At 31.7% G+C, this 16,483-nt stretch carries 10 protein-coding genes; 7 read left to right on the top strand and 3 right to left on the bottom strand.

What is annotated here, in order from left to right; genetic code table 11:
- Positions 1-7 precede the first annotated feature (7 nt).
- Entirely contained in the window at positions 8-1,279 is a 1,272-nt protein-coding gene (gene metK / locus ETU08_RS07810; RefSeq protein ID WP_146262475.1) for a methionine adenosyltransferase, read from the bottom strand.
- 87 nt (positions 1,280-1,366) lie between these two features.
- Between metK and ETU08_RS07805 the strand changes: the two genes are divergently transcribed.
- Entirely contained in the window at positions 1,367-2,173 is an 807-nt protein-coding gene (locus ETU08_RS07805; protein WP_146262474.1) for a M48 family metallopeptidase, read from the top strand.
- A 167-nt stretch (positions 2,174-2,340) separates the two neighbouring features.
- On the opposite strand, the gene ETU08_RS07800 is transcribed toward ETU08_RS07805, so the two are convergent.
- Together ETU08_RS07800 and tsaD are read right to left on the bottom strand one after the other, a co-directional pair.
- Positions 2,341-2,964 carry a hypothetical protein gene (locus tag ETU08_RS07800; RefSeq protein WP_146262473.1) on the bottom strand — a complete coding sequence of 208 codons (624 nt, stop codon included), beginning with the start codon at positions 2,962-2,964 and terminating at the stop codon, positions 2,341-2,343.
- Positions 2,965-2,974: 10 nt separating this feature from the next.
- The gene (gene tsaD, locus ETU08_RS07795) at positions 2,975-3,988 is read right to left on the bottom strand and encodes a tRNA (adenosine(37)-N6)-threonylcarbamoyltransferase complex transferase subunit TsaD (RefSeq protein WP_146262472.1); all 1,014 of its coding nucleotides are present in this window, start codon (positions 3,986-3,988) and stop codon (positions 2,975-2,977) included.
- Between the two features lie 2 nt (positions 3,989-3,990).
- On the opposite strand from tsaD, the gene ETU08_RS07790 reads away from it, so the two are divergent.
- From ETU08_RS07790 to ETU08_RS07765, 6 genes are all read left to right on the top strand, one after another.
- Positions 3,991-8,505 carry a translocation/assembly module TamB domain-containing protein gene (locus tag ETU08_RS07790; protein WP_146262471.1) on the top strand — a complete coding sequence of 1,505 codons (4,515 nt, stop codon included), beginning with the start codon at positions 3,991-3,993 and terminating at the stop codon, positions 8,503-8,505.
- Between the two features lie 114 nt (positions 8,506-8,619).
- Complete coding sequence (gene gyrB, locus ETU08_RS07785) at positions 8,620-10,557, top strand: DNA topoisomerase (ATP-hydrolyzing) subunit B (protein ID WP_146262470.1); 1,938 nt, start codon at positions 8,620-8,622, stop codon at positions 10,555-10,557.
- A 251-nt stretch (positions 10,558-10,808) separates the two neighbouring features.
- Positions 10,809-11,075, top strand: coding sequence for a hypothetical protein (locus tag ETU08_RS07780; RefSeq protein ID WP_146262469.1), 267 nt, complete (start codon positions 10,809-10,811; stop codon positions 11,073-11,075).
- A gap of 161 nt (positions 11,076-11,236) precedes the next feature.
- Positions 11,237-11,971, top strand: a complete 735-nt coding sequence (locus tag ETU08_RS07775) for a carbonic anhydrase (RefSeq protein WP_146262468.1) — start codon at positions 11,237-11,239, stop codon at positions 11,969-11,971.
- 60 nt (positions 11,972-12,031) lie between these two features.
- Positions 12,032-13,348 carry a tRNA (N(6)-L-threonylcarbamoyladenosine(37)-C(2))-methylthiotransferase MtaB gene (gene mtaB / locus ETU08_RS07770; RefSeq protein WP_146262467.1) on the top strand — a complete coding sequence of 439 codons (1,317 nt, stop codon included), beginning with the start codon at positions 12,032-12,034 and terminating at the stop codon, positions 13,346-13,348.
- A 107-nt stretch (positions 13,349-13,455) separates the two neighbouring features.
- Positions 13,456-16,389 carry a T9SS type A sorting domain-containing protein gene (locus tag ETU08_RS07765; protein ID WP_146262466.1) on the top strand — a complete coding sequence of 978 codons (2,934 nt, stop codon included), beginning with the start codon at positions 13,456-13,458 and terminating at the stop codon, positions 16,387-16,389.
- The last annotated feature ends 94 nt before the right edge of the window (positions 16,390-16,483 follow it).

Raw genomic sequence — 16,483 nt, 5'->3', positions numbered from 1 at the left:
AAAATGTTTAGTTAATGTTAAAAGAAGATTTTATTTCGTTCACATAATTAAGTTTTTCCCATGTAAACAATTCCACTTCAATTTCTTTAACTTCAATTTTGCCATTTTCACCACTTCTTTCAAAACGTTTAATTACTGTTTCATTTTCTCTTCCCATATGTCCGTAAGCCGCAGTTTCAGCATATATAGGATTTCTCAACTTTAAACGTTTTTCAATGGAATAAGGTCTTAAATCGAAAATTTTCTCAACTTTTAAAGCGATTTCACCGTCAGTTAATTCAACTTTAGAAGTTCCAAATGTATTGATATATACTCCACAAGGCTCTGTAACTCCAATAGCGTAGGATACTTGCACTAAAACTTCATCCGCAACTCCGGCAGCTACCAAATTTTTAGCAATATGTCTGGTTGCGTAAGCCGCAGAGCGATCTACTTTAGAAGGATCTTTTCCTGAAAAAGCTCCACCACCATGTGCGCCTTTTCCGCCATAAGTATCCACAATAATTTTTCTGCCTGTTAAACCTGTATCTCCATGGGGACCTCCAATTTCAAATTTACCAGTCGGATTAATATGGTAAATAATATTATCGTCAAATAAGTCTTGAATCTCTTTGGATGCAAGAGCTTTTACTTTAGGAATGATAATATTTTTAACATCTTTTTCTATTTGGTTTAAAACCACTTTTTCATCTTCATCAAACATATCGTGCTGTGTAGATAAGACTATGGTATCTATACGTATAGGCTTGTTATGATCATCGTACTCAATAGTTACTTGAGATTTAGCGTCTGGGCGCAAATAAGTCATCTCACTTCCATCCTTACGAACTTTAGCTAGAACCTTTAGTATATTGTGAGAAATATCTAAAGCTAATGGCATATAGTTTTTGGTTTCATTGGTCGCATAACCAAACATCATTCCTTGATCTCCAGCTCCTTGGTCTTCCTTCTTTTCTTTGTCAACCCCTCTGTTTATATCTTGCGATTGTTCATGTAAAGCAGATAAAATACCACAAGAATCTGCTTCAAATTTATATTCGCTTTTGGTATAACCAATTTTTTTTATAATATCTCTAGTTATCTTTTGAACGTCTATATAAGTATTAGATTTTATTTCTCCAGCCAATACCACTTGTCCTGTAGTAACTAAAGTTTCACAAGCAACTTTAGACTCAGAATCAAAAGCCAAAAAATTGTCTAAAATAGAATCAGAAATTTGATCAGCTATTTTATCTGGATGTCCTTCTGAGACAGACTCGGAAGTAAATAAATAAGACATATGTTCTAAAATTTTATTTTATATAATTTTGCAAATTTAAGAACTTAATTAATAAATTTACTATATAATTGAGATTAATTATTAAATATGAAAGTTAAAAAAATATTAGTAAGTACATGGATTGCTTTAACACTTGCCTCTTGTGCAACCAATCCACTAACGGGCAGAAAATCATTAAGTTTTGTGTCTAATTCCCAGATTTTACCTTCTTCATTTCAACAATATAGTCAAGTATTAACCTCAAGCAAGATTATTAAGGGTACTAAAGACGCAAAGGAAGTAAGTGAGGTTGGAAATAGAATTAAGGCCGCAGCGGAAGCATATTATGCTTCGATTGGGAAATCTTCTGCCTTGGAAGGGTATGAGTGGCAATTTGTATTAATTGAGGATCCTAAAAATATTAATGCTTGGTGTATGCCTGGTGGTAAAGTAGCCGTTTATTCTGGAATTTTACCTGTTTGTAAGGATGATACAGGATTAGCTGTTGTGCTTGGACATGAAATTGCACATGCGTTGGCAGGTCATGGCGCTGAGAAGATTTCTCAAACATATGTTTCACAATTAGGCGGACAATTGTTAGGGGGAGTGACCAATAATCAGTTGTTAAATGGAGTGATTGGTGAACTTTACCCCGTAGCCAGTGGTGTAACTTTACTTAAATATGGTCGTAAACAGGAATCCGATGCTGATGAAATGGGATTATATATAATGGCTATGGCAGGCTATGATCCAAGACAAGCTCCAATTTTTTGGGAAAGAATGGTTGAGGCTACAGGAGGAAGTTCAACCCCGGAGTTCTTATCTACCCATCCGGATCCGAAAAACAGAATTGAAGACTTAAATAGAATTATGCCAAAAGCATTAGAATACTACTATGCTTCCAATAAGAAATAATCTAATTAAAGATTAAGATAATTGTAATTTAATTTTTTAAGTAAAATTTATACTATGCTAGGAAATACCAATGGATACATTGGTATTTCTTTTATATAAAAAGTAGCGGAAAAATTTGAAATAAAATATAACTTTAGGAATATTAAAAATTTACTATTGAATAAAATTTATTCAGATTCAATAATGATATGATTGGAAGTTAATTGGCAATTAATAACTCCAAAACCCATGTAATAATTATTTTTTAACTGATTTTGAATTGTAACAATGGGTTTATTATTCACTAAAAATTGCCAATGATTACCTAAATATTTTAATTTAAATAAATTGGTTTCGCCTTGTTTATAAGCTTGATTTTTTTGCTTATAATAAACTTTGGAAAGGTTGGGTGAAGCATTTTCTTCTGAAATTACAATTTCATTTTGTGAATTAACACCAAAAAAAATAAAATTTTTTGGATTGTCTTTACTGTCAGAAAATAAAATTAGTCCGCCTAAGCCATGGTTTCCATAAAATTTATCAAAAATCAAGTTGCTTGAAATGGAATATTTTTCTTCCGTTTTTAAAAAATCTAAACGAATTAATGAACTATTTAAAATATTATCTAATTGATTGCTCATAACGAGCTGATTGTTTTTTATCTCATTTGAGATATAAACAGAAGTTAAAGTATCCCATCGGTTGAAGTTATTACTAAAATTTTCTTCAAAAATCTTAGTTTTTTTATTGCATGAAGTTAAAATGAAAAGTGTAAGAATAGAAAATAAGCATGCAATAATTTTATTACTCATAAATTTTTAATTATAAATTGTATCTAGCAGATGCAGAAACATTTAGATTTGTAAATAAACTTCTCTCATATTTTAAACTTCCCACAACAGCTATCATGGCAGCATTGTCTGAAGTATACTCTAGTTTGGGTATATAAGTTTTACAATTATGAGTAATTTCTAAGTTTTTAAATCTTTTTCTTAATTCAGAATTGGCAGATACTCCTCCTGCAATTGCTATATTTTTAATCCCTGTTATTTCCACAGCTTTTTCTACTTTTATAAGCAAGGCTTTAATAATTGTATTTTGTACCGAGGCACATAGATCTTCTAAATTCTCTGATATAAATGATGGATTATTCTGATTTTTTTTCAAAAAATACATTACGGAAGTTTTTATTCCACTGAACGAAAAATTTAAATCCTCCAATTTAGGAATGGGAAACTTAAACTTTTCTGGATCTCCCAATTGCGCCAATTGATCAATCATTGCCCCGGCAGGGTAGTTTAAACCCATGAGTTTACCAATCTTATCAAAAGCCTCACCAGCAGCGTCGTCCAAAGTTTCACCCAAAACTTCGAATGAGAAATAGTCGTTTACTTTCACAATTTGTGTATGTCCACCACTAACTGTTAAACACAAAAATGGGAAGTTAGGAGAATCTAAATTATCCTCTTCAATAAAATGGGCGAAGATATGACCTTGCATATGATTCACTTCAAGAAGAGGTATATTTAAAGCCATTGCCAAAGATTTAGCAAAACTAGTGCCCACTAATAAGGAACCCAGCAAGCCAGGACCTCTTGTAAAAGCAATCGCATTTATATCTTTTTTAGTTATATTTGCTAATTGAATTGCTTGATCTATTACAGGTACAATATTTTGAAGGTGAGCGCGGGAGGCAAGTTCTGGAACTACTCCGCCATAGTTTTGATGTACTTTTTGAGTGGACACAACATTTGAAAGTATTTTTCTCCCTCGTATGATTGCAGCTGAAGTATCATCGCAAGACGATTCAATTCCTAAAATAATGGGTGTTTTCATTTATGGCAAAGTTAAAAATAAAAAATATATTCACTAAAATACTGAAAGGAGCTTTGTACTCCTTAGGATTCTTTTTTGTAATAGCAATCTCTCTATTAATTATACTAAATATACCTTCTGTCAAAGAAAAAATAGCACAAAAAGCTTTAAGTTTTTTAAATGATAAATTTAAAACAGAAATTTCTGTTCAACGTATAGAAGTTGATTATTTAGGGAATATAATTTTGCATGATGCCATGGTAAAAGACCATCATCAAAAAGAATTTATACAAATTAAAGAATTAAAGGCATATGCCAATACAATCTCATTATTAAAAAATATACTTATTAAAAAGGTTAATGATATTGAAATTGATCAGATAACTTTAAATGAACCTGTAGTACAGGTTATTACCTATAAGGGAGAAAATACAGATAATTTTAATAAATTTATAACAAAGTTTAAATCAGACGAGCCTTCCAACAAAGACTTTAAATTAAGGCTTAAAGTAAACCTTATTGATGGTAAATTATCCATAGTAAATCAAAATTTACCTACTAATGATCAATATTGGTTAGATGCGAGCCATTTATATCTAAAAGCTCCATCCGTATCGGTATTTAATTCAGATGTACAAGTAACGGTTGATGAATTAAGATTTAAAGGAATTAGACGTAATGAAAGTTATGATGTTAGTAAAATAAAAGGGAAAGTACATTATTCCGATACAAAATTAGCTTTTGAAGATTTATTTTTTCAAACAGATACCTCTTTTCTTTTAGGGAAATTAATTTTCTCTTATACGAAAGAGAATGGAATGACTAATTTTTCAGACCATGTCAATTGGGATTTAGATTTAAAACCGGGAAGTAAAATTTCCGGAAAAGACATACGCTATTTTGTTAAAGACTGGGATTCAAATTCTATAATGGTTGCTTCTTCCAAAGCGGAAGGAACGTTAAATAATCTTAAGTTGATTAACCCTATAATTTCATCTGAGAATACCATATATTCTGCTCCTTATTTATTTATTAAAGATATGGCTTCTTCCGACAAGGAAAAATCCATTTCATTATTAACAGAAAAAGCTCATTTGCAAACATCTTATACATCTTTAACGAAATGGTTGCCGAAATTTTTATCAGTAAAAATTCCGGAAGTATTTTCCAACGTCGGTATTGCTAATTACAAAGGCGATTTTTCTTTAGATAAACAGGAAATTTTAGCAAAAGGAACAGTTGTAAGTTCTATAGGTGAGGTAATTGCAGATGTTCAATTATACAATTATTCAGGAAATGTTCCTATATATAAAGGAACTTTAAATACCCATCATTTGAATTTAGCACCATTTACCAAGACCTCTGCTTTAGGTCCTATAACGTCTAAAATAAGTTTTGATGGTAAAGGTTTTGATATGAATCACTTGGATACTAAATTTGACGCGTATTTGTCTAATTTACAGATGAATAACAGAGAAATCCATGGAATTTCAGTGGTTGGTAAAATCAATAACAAAATTTTTAAAGGTAATATAAATACGAACGATCAGCATGTAGACTTTAACTTTGAAGGGAATCTGGATTTCTCGCAGAAAACCATAAAGACCACTTTTGATGCAGAAATCAATAAATTAGATATATCTTATTTTACTAATGTGGTTGATAAAAATACCATATTTAGAGGAGATGTAAATGCAGATGTTAAATTTAGTACTATAGACGATGTATTGGGGAAAATTAACATTACTTCCATAACAATTACTAAGGATAGTATTTCAATTCCTTACAACGATATAAATATTCAAACGTCTATGGACAATGGATTAAGAAATTTAGATATTTTCTCTCCAAATATGCTTACAGCTAATATTTATGGAAATTATAAGCTCAATGAAGTTCCAGCCATGTTGCAAGAAGGGGTGGGGAGTTTATTGGTAAACTATAAACCTAAAAAAGCTTTTAAAGGAAAAGAATTTTCATTTATTCTTGATGTACAAAAAGATTTGTTTGATCTTTTAATGATTAAAGCTAATATTTCCCCAGGAACAACATTAACGGGAAGATATATTGGAGATAAGAACCAATTGCAAGTGCAAATGATTTCAGAATATGTTTACTATGATAATATAAAGCTAAAAAATCCCAATATATTTATAAACACGGCAGATAGTCTCAAACAGTTTATGGGCAATTTATCCTCTTTAAGCATCGGAAATAATTCAATCAACGACTTAAATTTTTCTGGCTTTAAAAGGAATGATTCATTATTCGCTTCAACTAAATTTAATTATGGAAAAACCAAAGATAATAAAACAAATTTTGATTTAAATTTATATCAAACAAGAAAAGGAAATGATGTTATTTTTGGATTTAAGCCATCAGATATTAAAATGCCTCAAACAGTATGGACTTTAAATCCGGAATTTAAATCAAATGAAGCAATAGCAATATACAACACTATTACTGGTAAGTTGAGTTTGCAAAAAATTGGTTTAAGATCAACAGATTCAGAAATAATGCTTTCAGGCGAATATTCTTCTAACGACAACTATAATTTTGATTTAGACCTAAATAATGTTCTCTTAGAAAAAGTAATTCCCGCCAATTTGCTTAAAGATATGACCTTTGAAGGTGTAGCTAGCGGAACCGTGGAAATTCTTAAAACTTCCAAAGAATTTAAACCCATCGTGGATTTTGAAATTAAAGGTCTAAAATTTAATAAAGAAGCATTAGGCAACTTAAACGTAGATGCTGTTTATAATTCTTTAGAAAATAAGTATGAAATAGATGCTCAATTAGAAGATTCTAAAGGAAAACATTTTTTAGCTAATGGGTACATTCAAAATAAGAAAGGTTTACCAGCACAATTAGACATTAACCTTATTGCCAATGAAATGAATGTAGCACCCATTGGCAGTTTTTTACAAAGTATATTGTCTAGATTTAGAGGAACAGCTACTGGCGAAGTTCATATAACAGGAGATATAACTAATCCTAAATATCAAGGGATACTAACAATGTCCAAAGTAGGATTTAAGTTAAATTTTACAGGAGTAGATTATGAGCTAACCAAAGATCAAGATTTACAGATTTCTGATGGAATATTTCTTCTAGACAATATTGAGCTAAGAGATACTAAAGACGGAACGATAGGGAATGTATTTGGACCATTAATGACTAAAAATTTCTCTGAATGGGGCATGGATTTAGAATTTTCCACGAATAGATTATTAGTCTTAAATACAACCATTACAGATAATGACTTGTTTTTTGGAACTGTTTACGCCTCAGGAAATTTTTCATTAACCGGATCTACCGCTTCCGGAATTCAGCTCTCGGCAAAAGCAACTGCCCTTAACGGTAGCTCGTTGACTATAAATAGTAGTAGTACCACAAATGCTACAGATATAAGCTATATAAAATTTTTACCAGAACAAAAAGACGAAGATGCACCCATTTCAAATCAAAAACCTCCTACTGGATTTTCCATTAATGCAGAGGTAACCGCACATAGTAATTCGGTGGTAAAAATAATTATTAGCGACGAAACTGGGGATAATATTGAAGTTAGAGGAAATACTGAAAACTTGCAATTTAAAATGAATCAATCCGGGGTTATTACCATGGATGGAACCTATACGATTGCTGAGAATAGTAAGTACTACTATAAAATGTTTTTGAATAAAGACTTTAATATAACCCCGGGAAGTACTATCCGATGGGAAAATCAAGCACCGACAGCTGCTATTATGGATATCAAAGCGACCTATTCAAAATCTGTAAGTAATATAGGTGCTTACTTAGGTATAGGAACTGTACCAGCCTCCAATGTAACGGTAACAGCATTACTAACCGGTAATTTAGCAAAACCCGAAATTTCTTTTGACATTAATGCAGATGTTTCCTCTTCCATTGCCGAACAATTAAAAACGAAATTAAACAACAACGAAGGAGAGAAATTTAATCAAGTAGCAGGAATAGTATTATTTGGAAATTTCATAGCTAGTAATATGGGAGGAAGCAGTTACGCATCTTCTGCTTACGATGTAGTTTTAAAACAATTAACCTCCGTAATCAATAACATAAATAATTCCTTCTCATTGAATGCATCTTACAATGCAGGTTCAAAAGTAGATAATACTAGTGATAGAATCTCATTAGATCCCACCTTGCATCTCAATAAAAGATTGTCAATCATAGGATCTGTAAATATGCCTTTAGAACAAAAAAGCGCCGCTGATGTTTGGACTTATGGTGCGAAAATTAATTACGATGTATCCACAGATGCAGACGGTTCACTAATCATTAGTGGATTTTCTAAACCCTCTACCTTTGGTTTGGAAACTTCATTACTTTCAAATTCAGGAGCCGATAATCAAGCATATGGAGGAAGTATCATATATAAAAGATCTTTCAATAGCTTTAAAGAACTTTTTAAGAAAAAAGACACAAAAAAAGATAAAGATAAAGATAAATCTAAAAAAGAAGAAAATTCTGCTAAAAAAGACACATTATCCTATCTTAAATTTATGAAATAAATCGTTGATGAATTTCACATATAAAAGGTTTACGGATTTAATAAATCCATTTAATATTCGTATTTTTGTAAATACCTAAAAATTATTTAATACAAAATTTTCACATAATATAAAATGAGCGAACAAAAATATACAGCCGATAGTATACAAGCATTAGAAGGTATTGAACACGTTCGTATGCGTCCGTCCATGTATATAGGAGATGTAGGGATAAGAGGTTTACATCACTTAGTATATGAAGTGGTAGATAACTCTATTGATGAAGCACTAGCTGGTTACTGTAATACAATAAATGTAATTATAGGGAAGGATAATTCAATTACAGTTAAAGATAATGGGCGAGGTATACCCGTGGATATAAATACCCAAACAGGATTATCAGCCTTGGAATTGGTAATGACTAAAATTGGAGCAGGAGGTAAGTTTGATAAAGATTCTTATAAAGTTTCCGGAGGTTTGCATGGTGTGGGAGTTTCCTGTGTAAATGCTTTGTCTACACAACTTATAGCTACTGTAAACCGTAACGGAAAAAAATACCAACAAACCTATTCTAAGGGGGTAGCACAATCTTCCGTAGAAGAAATAGGAACTTCAGAACATACCGGTACCAAAGTAAATTTTATACCGGATTCTACCATTTTTAGCCAAACCATTTTTAATTATGATACTTTGGCAACCCGTTTAAGGGAATTATCGTTTTTAAATAAAGGAATTACAATAACTCTTACAGATGAAAGAGAGTTAGAAGAAGATGGAACAGAAAAGTCTGAAACATTTTTCTCTGATAGAGGATTGGAGGAATTTGTAGAATTCGTAGATGGAAATAGAGAGCCTTTGATGGAAGAAATTATCCATATGGAAGGAGAGATAGACGAAGTACCTGTGGAAGTAGCCATGCGTTACAACACTTCCTATACAGAAAATATACATTCTTATGTAAACAATATTAATACCCATGAAGGAGGTACCCACCTTACAGGGTTTAGAAGAGCTTTAACAAGGACGCTAAAAAAATATGCAGATGAAAATATTAATTTAGCCAAGGAAAAAGTTGAAATAACTGGAGATGATTTTCGTGAGGGTTTGACTGCTGTGATATCCGTAAAAGTTATGGAACCACAGTTTGAAGGACAAACAAAAACTAAGTTAGGAAATTCAGAGGTAAGTTCAGCCGTGGATAAAATAGTATCCGAAATGCTAACGAACTATTTAGAAGAACATCCCAATGAAGCTAAGCAAATCGTTCAAAAAGTTTTATTAGCGGCTAAAGCAAGGCAAGCGGCAAAAAAAGCACGAGAATTAGTACAAAGAAAAACCCCTTTAGGCGGAAGCGGTTTACCAGGAAAACTAGCCGATTGTTCATCACGGAAACCTGAAGAAAGCGAACTGTTTTTGGTGGAGGGAGATTCCGCAGGAGGTACTGCCAAACAAGGTAGAGATAGAAACTTTCAAGCCATACTACCCTTAAGAGGTAAAATACTTAATGTGGAGAAAGCCATGACGTATAAAGTATTTGAGAGCGAAGAAATAAAAAATATATACACAGCATTAGGAGTTTCCGTAGGTACTGAAGAAGATTCAAAGGAGCTCAATCTTACCAAACTACGTTATCATAAAGTTGTGATTATGACAGATGCTGATGTTGATGGATCACACATTACAACCTTAATACTTACTTTCTTTTTCCGTTATATGAAAGAAATGATTGAGAAAGGGTATATATACATAGCAACACCTCCGCTATATTTACTTAAAAAAGGAAATAAAGAGTATTATGCTTGGGACGATAAACATAGGGAAGAAATTGCTGCTGAAATAGGAAATTCACAAGGCAAAGGATTTACAGTACAAAGATATAAAGGTTTAGGAGAGATGAATGCTGAACAGCTTTGGGATACTACAATGAATCCTCAGCAAAGAACACTTCGGCAAGTGACGATTAATAATGCGTCGGAAGCTGATAGAATATTTTCAATGCTTATGGGGGACGATGTACCTCCGAGAAGAGAATTTATTGAAAAGAATGCGGTTTATGCAAATATTGATGTATAAAATTATTTATATCAAATTTTAAATCACAAAACATTTCTAAATTTGATTCTTAAAAAATGGTCTATGGTGGAGATTTTAGTTTTAGTGTATCTAATAATTACTGGTCTCTTGGAATTTCTCCGCAGGTAGGATATAGATTCACTGATAATTTTATTGTGGGAGCGGGAATTGGTTATTGATATGGAAAATCCAACAATCAATAAGATTTATTTACGGATTTTGAATTTGATAGTTATAAGTATATAGAAAACATGCTAGGCATTAACCTCTTTGCTAATTATTTTCCTTTAAAATGGATAGTTTTAAGCGCTAAGCCTGAAGTCATGTATAATTGGTACAAGAAAGAGTATTCTAATAGTAATATTAAAACAACTAAAAATCACTTTATACCAGCCTTTTCAGTAGGTGGTGGTTTGTATTTAAAGCCATTTCTTTTGCAGTTAAATTATGAATTAATACAAGATAAATATTCCCCCTATGGACATGATATATTTTTCACCTTAGGATTTATGTTTTAATTTATTTCATTAATATTTAAAAAAAAACAAGAATAGGAATATTCTTGTTTTTTTGTTTAATTATTTTATTCCTATAAATCCATTATAGATTTAGAAAATTAATATCATATTTAATTAATAGGTTTCATAAATTTGAATGCCAATTAAAAATTAAATTAAATATGAAAAAATTAGTTATTTTAGTAGGAATACTTTCCTTTTCATTTTCAAACTCTCAAGAACATCACTGGGGATACGAGGGATCTGAATCACCGGAACATTGGGGAGAGATTAAAGGGAATGAACAATGTGGAAAAGGAAAATATCAATCTCCCATAGATATTTATAAATCCACAAAGAACAAGAAATTACCAAAATTGAAATTTCAATACGGTTCTGGTGAGATTGAAAAGATAGAAGATAATGGACATTCTCTGCAATTTGATTTTAAAGAAGGAAGTTCGATTAATTTTAATGGTCAAGACTTTACCTTGGCACAGTTTCATGCTCATGAAGAATCAGAGCATACAATTGATGGTGTGCGTTATCCTTTAGAATTACATTTTGTGCATAGGTCAATGGATGGTAAGGTACTGGTGATTGGAGTGATGGTTAAAGAGGGGGATGAAAACTCATATTTTGAAAGATTAAAGGTTTTTAAAAATTTAGGTAAAGAACAAAACCAAGAGGTACATGTGTCATTCAATCCTGAAAAATTATATCCTAAAGATAAAACTTTTTATACTTATATAGGATCATTAACTACACCCCCTTGTGCAGAAAATGTCACTTGGATTATTTTTAAAAACCCTATTTTAATGTCTGAACATGAGATAGAAGATATCGCAAAACATTTACCCAAAAGTAATAATAGACCGATACAGCCTTTAAATGGAAGAAGGGTAGAAAATAATTAAATTAACAAATAAAAAAATAAGGCTACTGATTTTTTTATGGCAAAATATTAAATTTGTACCATGTTAGAGAAAAATAAATCAGTAGCCTTTTATACTTTGGGGTGTAAATTAAACTTTGCAGAAACCTCAACCATTGCAAGACAATTACTTAAGGAAGGTTTTCAAAAAGTATTTTTTGAAGAAGCTGCTGACGTTTATATAATTAATACCTGTTCGGTAACTGAAAATGCAGATAAAGAATGTAAAACCATTGTAAAAAGAGCCTTGCAAATAAACCCTAAAGCATTTGTTTGTATTATAGGTTGTTATGCGCAATTAAAGCCCGAGGAAATAGCAAAAATTGAAGGGGTTGATTTGGTTTTAGGAGCAAAAGAAAAATTTAATATTCATAAGTATCTTCAAGAAATTCATAAGGAGTCAGAAACTCAAATACATTCTTGTGAAATTGACCAAGCCGATTTCTTTATAGGTTCTTATTCCATAGGAGATAGAACCCGAGCATTTTTAAAAGTACAAGACGGTTGCGATTACAAATGCACCTATTGTACCATACCCTTAGCCCGTGGAATTTCTCGTTCGTCCACCCTAGAAAATGTTCTATCGCAAGCCCAAGAAATTTCCGATAAAAATATTAAAGAAATTGTTTTAACAGGAGTAAATATAGGCGATTATGGAAAGGGAGAATACGGCAATAAAAAACATGAACATACTTTTTTAGATTTAGTACAAGGATTAGATAAAATTTCAGGGATTGAAAGAATTAGGATTTCATCCATAGAACCCAATTTATTAAAAAATGAAACCATTGAATTTGTAAGTAAATCTAAAAAATTTGTTCCCCATTTTCATATTCCCTTGCAATCCGGAAGCGATGATATATTAAAAAAAATGAAACGAAGATATCTCACTAACCTGTATGAAGATCGGGTTTATAAAATTAGAGAGCTTTTACCAGATGCCTGTATTGGTGTGGATGTAATAGTGGGTTTCCCCGGGGAAACAGAACAAAAATTTATGGAAACCTATACTTTCCTTCAAAATTTACCGGTTAGTTACTTACATGTTTTTACCTATTCCGAAAGAGATCATACAGAAGCTATTGAAATGGAAGGCATTGTTCCAATATCGGAAAGAAAAAAAAGGAATAAAATGTTAAAAATACTTTCAGAAAAAAAACGGCAAGCTTTTTATGAATCTCAGTTAGGAAAAGTTAAAATGGCTCTTTGGGAACATGAAAATAAAAATGGAAAGATGTATGGCTACACAGAAAATTATGTGCGGGTAACAAAAAACTATCAGGAGCAATCTATAAATCAACTAGAAAAAGTATCATTGAATACCATTGATCATTTAGGTAATTTTGAAATTGATATCTAACTATTCAAATATCTAAAGCACACTTAAAAAACGATAAGATTTTAAGAATCATATTTTTAACTTAATATAAATTATTAATATCTTTACAACTCAATTTAAACTAACTTATGAAAGAAAAATTTACTCTGTTCGTATGTATATTTTTGTTTAGCTTCTTCCAAGCACAACAATATGAGGTAGATACCAATTATGGTACCCAAGGCATGGCCCTACACCAACTAAAAGGAGACAAACAATTTGCCACCGATTATGTTCAATTACACAATGGAAAAATACTTATATCAGGAACTACAGGAGTTATACGAATAAATGAAGATTATACGCAAGATTTCAGTTTTGGGAAAAATGGAAGAATACGAGTACCACTAGATCGAATTTTTGAAAGAGCAGATCATAAAATAATAGGAATAAAAAAGAGTACAAATCCCAATCTTCTAACCATTCATTGTTTTTTGGCTGACGGAAGTTATGATACGTCTTTTGGAAATCAAGGAATCTTATCCGTTTCTAATGATTATAATTTTTCCAAAGAAATTGATGCTAACTATATAGGAGCTTCCATGCAGGGGAATCAATTGATATTAGCCTTAAACGGAGGGAAAGTTGTTAGGATTACTTCCGAAGGGAAGATAGACCAATCTTTTGGAAATAATGGAGCAATTAATATTCCATTACCCCAAGAAGTAAAATATACACCTGATTATGATATAGTTTATCGAACTATAGAAGATATTTTAGTCTTACCCGATGGGAAAATAATCATAGGAGCTACAGTATCTGGATATGATAATTTAAATCAAGCGGCTTCTTATCTCATAAAATATACTTCAGAAGGAATATTAGATACAAATTTTGGAGAGAGTAGTCAAGGCATTTCCGTAATAAAATATGTAAGTGTTGTACCAGGATCTAATATAAATGCTCATTTACAAAAAATACAAATTTGTAAAGACGGCTCAATACTGGGGTTAAATGAATTTGATGATGGTTTAACTTTTCCAAGTATGATTTTTACCAAAACTTCTTCGGATGGTAAATTAAAATATATAGATACTATTTTTTATCCTAATACAGATGGATCTACCGGTAGTTTGACAGAACCAGAAATTGGCTCTGTTTATATGAACTATAATCGTGTTTTAGAGCTTTCAGGTGGAGGATTTTTAATATCTGCAAGTTCTTTGGGAGGGATAAAATTAAATTTTCCTAATCAAGTTATGTACAAAGGCGCATTATCTCTTCTGAAATCAGACGGTACAGTAGATACTGATTTTGGAAATCAGGGTAAAATAAATTTAACTAATTTTCAAGAAACACTTTCAGAAAGTAATGTTATTGGAACCATACAACTTAAAGATGGTAATATACTTGCCATAGGTGGATACAATGGAGAGGAAACATATGGATTAACATTATATAAATTTGATCAAAGAGGAAACCCTATTTTAACTTTTGGTAAAGGCGGAAAAATGATTTATCCTATACCTTCTGAAAAGCAAAGCATCTTCACTATGGGAGTTCAACCGGATAATAAATTATTGCTAGGCTCATCAACCATATGGAGGTTGTTAGAAAACGGTAGCTTTGATTCAGGATTTAATCCTATAAAAAATGAGTATTCACCATTAAGTCTAGGGCAAAACATTTTTTATTCTAATGGTTTTTTAAAAATTAATTCCATGGATGGAAGTATTAAAACTGTTGGAACTTATATCAATAGTTATACTAATAATGGATTACTATTAAATAGCACGCCTTCCATGGATAGAGGTAGCAATCATTCGGATGTATTAGCAATTCAACCGGATGGAAAATATATATTTATAAGAAAAAAATATTTTCCTAGCGCGGTAGGGTTGTTAGTAGCAGAACAGAATATATATAGAAATAACCCGGACGGGACCTTAGATAATACCTTTACCTTTGACAAAGATTTTTTAATAAATGCACAAGACGAAAATCAAATCCAGAGTATAGCATTGCAAGGCGATCAATTGTTAGTAGAAGGAAAATTTTTTTCAGATGGATCTCTTAATAGCATGCTAATTCCAGATTATATTAGACGTTTTAACTCCAATGGATCTATTGACCAAACATTTATCCCCTTTAAAGGTGGTACTATAAAAGTACAGTCAGACCATAAAATATTGTCCAAAAGTATGACCCAACTAGAAAGATATTTACCGGATGGAGATCCAGATCTAAGCTATGGAACCCACGGAAAAGTAGACTTAAATTCGATATTAGAAATCAGTACATTTACCTATCAAATATTGCCTGACGACAAAGTGCTAATACACGCCAAAACCACCCAAGGAGAAAATCAACTCCTACAATTAACTCCAGAAGGCAAACTAGATATCAATTTCGCCAACCAAGGCATCTATATCATAGATCCATCCCTAGATGCCCAAATTGTACAAGTACAGTCAGACGATAAAATACTAATAGGTGGAACTAAAACCCTAGACGGAGAAGAATACATGGCCGTATTAAGACTTAAAAAGCAAGAAAACCAACAACAAACCAAGAAAAACCAAAGCATAGAAGCCCCAAAAACTAAAGCAGAACCCCACGAGCCCCTACATTTCACGCCCAAATTCCAAGAACAACCCGAAACATACTACTGGGAAGTAAAAATAGGCACAGAAAAAAGAACCTACACAGACCCAGAACTCAACCTAACCCTAGAAAAAGAAGGAATCTACACCATCACCCTATTTGCCACCTATTCAGACGGAACAGAACAAAAAACAGAACAAACCATAGAAATAAAAAAAATAAATATTCTAGAAAATCAACTAGAAAACTATGAACAAGAAGTAACCATTACCCCCAATCCAGCCACTAGCTATATCCATATAAAAGGCACCAAAGAAGGGAAGAAAATAATCATAGAAATCATTGATACGAACGGACGAATACTTCAAAAACAAGAAGGAATCACAACCATGAATATCCAAAGCTTAGCACCCGGAGTATACTTTATAAAAATAAAACAAGAAGGAAAAACAACCGTAAAGAAGATAATTAAAATATAAATACGGTTACAGAATAGAAATACAAAAGCTTGTTGAAAAACAAGCTTTTGTATTTTAATGTATTTTAATAGCTTAAAATAGATTTTTAATACCT

Origin of the sequence: Apibacter muscae (assembly GCF_007845635.1) — a bacterium.
Lineage (GTDB): Bacteria > Bacteroidota > Bacteroidia > Flavobacteriales > Weeksellaceae > Apibacter > Apibacter muscae.
The sequence above is the reverse complement of the archived record's forward strand: the minus strand, read 5'-3'. Positions and strand labels throughout refer to the sequence as shown.

Coding starts and splice junctions, on each gene's coding strand:
- ETU08_RS07780 (WP_146262469.1), top strand. CDS start 10,809: ATGCTAGGCATTAACCTCTTTGCTAATTATTTTCCTTTAAAATGGATA.
- gyrB (WP_146262470.1), top strand. CDS start 8,620: ATGAGCGAACAAAAATATACAGCCGATAGTATACAAGCATTAGAAGGT.
- mtaB (WP_146262467.1), top strand. CDS start 12,032: ATGTTAGAGAAAAATAAATCAGTAGCCTTTTATACTTTGGGGTGTAAA.
- tsaD (WP_146262472.1), bottom strand. CDS start 3,988: ATGAAAACACCCATTATTTTAGGAATTGAATCGTCTTGCGATGATACT.
- ETU08_RS07765 (WP_146262466.1), top strand. CDS start 13,456: ATGAAAGAAAAATTTACTCTGTTCGTATGTATATTTTTGTTTAGCTTC.
- ETU08_RS07790 (WP_146262471.1), top strand. CDS start 3,991: ATGGCAAAGTTAAAAATAAAAAATATATTCACTAAAATACTGAAAGGA.
- metK (WP_146262475.1), bottom strand. CDS start 1,279: ATGTCTTATTTATTTACTTCCGAGTCTGTCTCAGAAGGACATCCAGAT.
- ETU08_RS07800 (WP_146262473.1), bottom strand. CDS start 2,964: ATGAGTAATAAAATTATTGCATGCTTATTTTCTATTCTTACACTTTTC.
- ETU08_RS07805 (WP_146262474.1), top strand. CDS start 1,367: ATGAAAGTTAAAAAAATATTAGTAAGTACATGGATTGCTTTAACACTT.
- ETU08_RS07775 (WP_146262468.1), top strand. CDS start 11,237: ATGAAAAAATTAGTTATTTTAGTAGGAATACTTTCCTTTTCATTTTCA.